Source organism: Aminobacter sp. P4_D5 (assembly GCF_056401815.1).
This window is the reverse complement of sequence record NZ_JBFUIP010000291.1, coordinates 1-4,194: the sequence shown is the minus strand read 5'-3', so window position 1 is coordinate 4,194 and position 4,194 is coordinate 1. Positions and strand designations below refer to the sequence as shown.

Here is a 4,194-nt window from a genome sequence, read left to right as displayed (position 1 = left end):
GCATGGACATGACGCTGTTTGAGGTCGACGAAGCAGCCACCCGCATTCGCGAAGAGGTCGGCGACGATGCAGATATCATCGTCGGTGCCATTTTCGACAACTCGCTCGAAGGCCAATTCAAGGTGTCGGTTGTCGCGACCGGATTGGCCGCGCAGAACTCGCAAGGTGAGCCGGTCGTCAACATGCGCGGCGAACCAGCACCGTTTCAGTCCATGCACTAAAGCGCGCGCAAAGGACGCTCTAGCTCTTGGAACTGAACAAGGCGGGCGCACCCTGTCGCCCGCACGCAACTTCGCCTGTCCGAGGTTGAGAGTTAGCCGAGCAAGGTCCGCGTCAGCGCGTGGTTCTTGTCGGCCAGGCCGTCAATGACGCTGAAATGGTGACGGTCGGGCTCGACCACGGCATTGGTCGCAGCGCCAAGCCCGGTCCAGATATTGGCGAGAAGCGCGTTCTGGCGCAGGAATTCGGCACGCTCGCCACCGCCGACCCAGCAGGTAATGCGGGCATTTTCCATCGGCCGCAGCAGTGCGGGGCTCTCAGTCAGCGCCTCGGCCTCGTCGACCTTGAGCGTCGCGTTCATGCCCGTGCGCATCAGCGGGCGCAAGTCGTGCACACCTGATAGCGACACGACATGGCGAATGCGGCGCTGAACGTTGGGCGCAAGCGGCGTGTTAGCGCAAATCATCCGGCTGACAAGGTGCCCGCCGGCAGAATGACCTGTCAACACGATCGGGCCATCGACCATCTCGGCGGCCTTGGCAATGGCGGCGCCGATTTCCTTGACGATGTTGCTGATGCTAACTTCCGGGCACAGCGTGTAAGACGGCATCGCCACAGCATAGCCGCTGGCAACCGAGCCGGCAGCAAGATGCGACCAGAAGCTCTTGTCGAGCGCCATCCAGTAGCCGCCATGGACGAACACCACGAGCCCCTTGGGCGTACCTTCCGGCATGAACAAGTCGAGACGGTTGCGCGGCTTGTCGCCATAGGAGATGTCGAGCTTTGCCCGACCTGTCGCCGACAACTCGTCGCGAAATGTCTGTGCCGGCTCGACCCACGCCGCTGGCCAACGGTCGCCGCCGGCGATGTTTGCGCCATTGGTGTAGGCGTTGTCCCAATTGGCGATGTGATGTTCGAGCACTCGGCACCCTCCCTGGCGGCACGTTCAGGGCCATAGCAATGGCCAGCACTCTTCATGCCGTCAATGGGTCAGGGCCAAAAACTTTATGCTTGAAATAATTTTGGTCTGGTGCAATTCTCACCCCATCAGTCGAGAGCGTGGGAGGTCTCGCTGTGCCAAATGGCGGTCGCATCTTCGATCGCAACGGGTGCCGCAGCACATGCTGGATGGCCAGCCCGGCGTCGGCGCAAAGCCTCTCCGCAAGTTACGCATTCCAACACACCCACGGCGACAAGTCCGTGGTGATGAGCATCTAGGGGACAGCTGCAGAATGCTTGGACCGTCAGCGCATATCGACACTTTCACGCGCGACAACCTTCCGCCTGAAGAGCAGTGGCCGGATTTCCTGCTCGACGGCTTCGAGTATCCAGAATACCTCAATGCCGGCGTCGAGCTAACCGACAGGCTGGTCGAAAAAGGCCTGGGCGACCATACCGCGCTGATCGGCAACGGCCGCCGCCGCACCTACAAGGAACTGTCCGACTGGACCAACCGCCTCGCTCATGCGCTGGTCGAAAACTATGGCGTCAAGCCAGGCAACCGCGTGCTGATCCGCTCGGCCAACAACCCGGCCATGGTCGCCTGCTGGCTCGCCGCCACCAAGGCCGGCGCTGTGGTCGTCAACACCATGCCGATGCTGCGCGCCGGCGAACTCACCAAGATCGTCGACAAGGCCGAGATCACCATCGCGCTCTGCGACACCCGTCTGATGGACGAGATGATCGCCTGCGCCAAGGACAGCCCGTTCCTCAAAAAGGTCATCGGTTTCGACGGCACCGCCAACCACGATGCCGAGCTTGATCGCGTAGCGCTCGACAAGTCCGTGATCTTCGAAGCGGTCAAGACCGGCCGTGATGATGTCGCCCTGCTTGGCTTCACCTCGGGCACGACGGGTGTGCCGAAGGCGACGATGCATTTCCATCGCGACCTGCTGATCATCGCCGACGCCTATGCCAAGGAAGTGCTTGCTGTCACGTCGGACGACGTTTTCGTCGGCTCGCCGCCGCTGGCCTTCACCTTCGGKCTCGGCGGCCTTGCCATCTTCCCGCTGCGCTTTGGTGCTGCAGCGACCCTGCTCGAGCAGGCAACGCCGCCCAACATGGTCCATATCATCGAGACCTATAAGGCGACGATTTCGTTTACCGCTCCGACCGCCTATCGGGCGATGCTGAAGGCGATGGATGAAGGTGCGGACCTGTCGTCGCTGCGCGTCGCGGTTTCGGCCGGCGAAACCTTGCCGGCGCCGGTGTACGAGGAGTGGCTGGCAAAGACCGGCAAGCCGATCCTCGACGGCATCGGCGCCACCGAGATGCTGCATATCTTCATCTCCAACCGCTTCGAGGACATGAAGCCTGCCTCGACCGGCAAGCCGGTCGGCGGCTATGAGGCGCGCGTCGTCGACAGCGACATGAACGAGGTGCCGCGCGGCACAGTCGGTAAGCTCGCCGTGCGCGGTCCAACCGGCTGTCGTTACATGTCCGACGACCGACAACTCGAATATGTCCGCGATGGCTGGAACTTGACTGGCGACGCCTTTTACCAGGACGCGGACGGTTTTTTCCATTTTGCCGCCCGTTCCGACGACATGATCGTCAGCGCCGGCTACAATATCGCCGGTCCAGAGGTCGAGGCGGCGCTGTTTGCGCATCCTGAAGTCGCCGAATGCGCGGTCATCGGCGCCGAGGATGGCGAGCGCGGCCAGATCGTCGAAGCCTATGTCGTGCTGGTGCAAGGCGTGGCCGCGGATGCCGAGACCATCAAACGCCTGCAGGACCATGTCAAAGCAACGATCGCGCCCTATAAGTACCCCCGATCGGTGAAGTTCATCGATGCCCTGCCCAAGACCCAGACCGGCAAGATCCAGCGCTTCCGGTTGCGCGCGGAGAAGATGAATTGAGCAAGCCATACGATCCCTCCACCGAGGGCGCACAGATGTCGTTCAAGGACCGCATGTCCTACAGCGACTATTTGCATCTCGAAAAGATCCTCGACGCCCAGGCGCCGCTTTCGACCGCTCACGACGAGATGCTGTTCATCATCCAGCATCAGACCTCCGAGCTGTGGATGAAGCTCGCCCTGCACGAGATCGGCTCGGCGATCCGCTCGATCCGCGCCGACAAGCTCGAGCCGTCCTTCAAGATGCTGACGCGCGTGTCGCGTATCTTCGAGCAGCTCAACAGCGCCTGGGACGTGCTGAGGACGATGACACCGAGCGAATACWCCGAGTTCCGCGACTCGCTCGGCCAGTCCTCCGGCTTCCAGTCGTGGCAATATCGCGCCATCGAATTCATGGCCGGCAACCGCAACCTGGCCATGCTGCGCCCCCACGCGCATCAGCCTGAACTCAGCGCAAAGCTGGAAGCGGTGCTCGCCCAGCCATCGCTTTATGACGAAGCGATTTTGCTGCTTGGCCGCAACGGCTTCGATGTCGGGGCCGACGCCAAGCAAACCGACTGGCGCGAAACCCGCACCGAAAGCGAGGAAGTGCTGGTCGCCTGGCAGGCGATCTACCGCGATCCGCAGCGCTACTGGATGTTTTACGAACTGGCCGAAAAGCTGGTCGATTTCGAGGATTACTTCCGGCGCTGGCGCTTCAACCACGTCACCACGGTCGAACGCATCATCGGCATGAAACGCGGCACGGGCGGCACGTCGGGCGCTTCGTATCTAAAGAAGATGCTGGAGGTTGAACTGTTTCCTGAACTCTGGAAAGTTCGCACCCGGCTCTAAAGCTATTTTTTCTATATTGAAAACACTGGGAGGGAGAGAGAAATGAAGAATATTCTGGCAGCCAGCATGTTTGCCTTGTCGTTGGCGGCGTCCGGCCTGGCCTATGCCGAACCGGTCAAGATCGGCGTCATCACCACGCTTTCGGGCGGCGGCGCGGGCCTCGGCGTCGACATGCGCGATGCCTTTACGCTGGCCATGAAGCAATCCGGCAACAAGGATGTCGAGCTGGTCATCGAAGACGATGCCCAAAAGCCCGAGATTGCCGTGCAGCTCGCGGAAAAGAT

Annotated in this window: 4 protein-coding genes and 1 pseudogene; 4 read left to right on the top strand and 1 reads right to left on the bottom strand. The window is 61.4% G+C overall.

Going from position 1 to position 4,194, the window contains the following annotated elements; all coding sequences use genetic code 11:
• Positions 1-221, top strand: a pseudogene (locus AC1DWF_RS30705) (cell division protein FtsZ); the annotation flags it as partial.
• A 92-nt stretch (positions 222-313) separates the two neighbouring features.
• Here AC1DWF_RS30705 and AC1DWF_RS30700 read toward each other — a convergent pair.
• Complete coding sequence (locus AC1DWF_RS30700) at positions 314-1,141, bottom strand: alpha/beta hydrolase (RefSeq protein WP_476788941.1); 828 nt, start codon at positions 1,139-1,141, stop codon at positions 314-316.
• Positions 1,142-1,451: 310 nt separating this feature from the next.
• Here AC1DWF_RS30700 and AC1DWF_RS30695 point away from each other — a divergent pair, with 310 nt between their 5' ends.
• The 3 genes from AC1DWF_RS30695 to AC1DWF_RS30685 all read left to right on the top strand — a co-directional run.
• Positions 1,452-3,077 carry an AMP-binding protein gene (locus AC1DWF_RS30695; RefSeq protein ID WP_476784696.1) on the top strand — a complete coding sequence of 542 codons (1,626 nt, stop codon included), beginning with the start codon at positions 1,452-1,454 and terminating at the stop codon, positions 3,075-3,077.
• Positions 3,074-3,910 (top strand): tryptophan 2,3-dioxygenase, encoded by an 837-nt coding sequence (gene kynA / locus AC1DWF_RS30690; RefSeq protein WP_476842462.1) that lies wholly within the window; start codon positions 3,074-3,076, stop codon positions 3,908-3,910. The genes AC1DWF_RS30695 and kynA overlap by 4 nt, the downstream gene beginning before the upstream one ends.
• Positions 3,911-3,952: 42 nt before the next feature.
• A partial coding sequence (locus AC1DWF_RS30685) for an ABC transporter substrate-binding protein (protein ID WP_476842461.1) occupies positions 3,953-4,194 on the top strand: 242 nt, incomplete at its 3' end.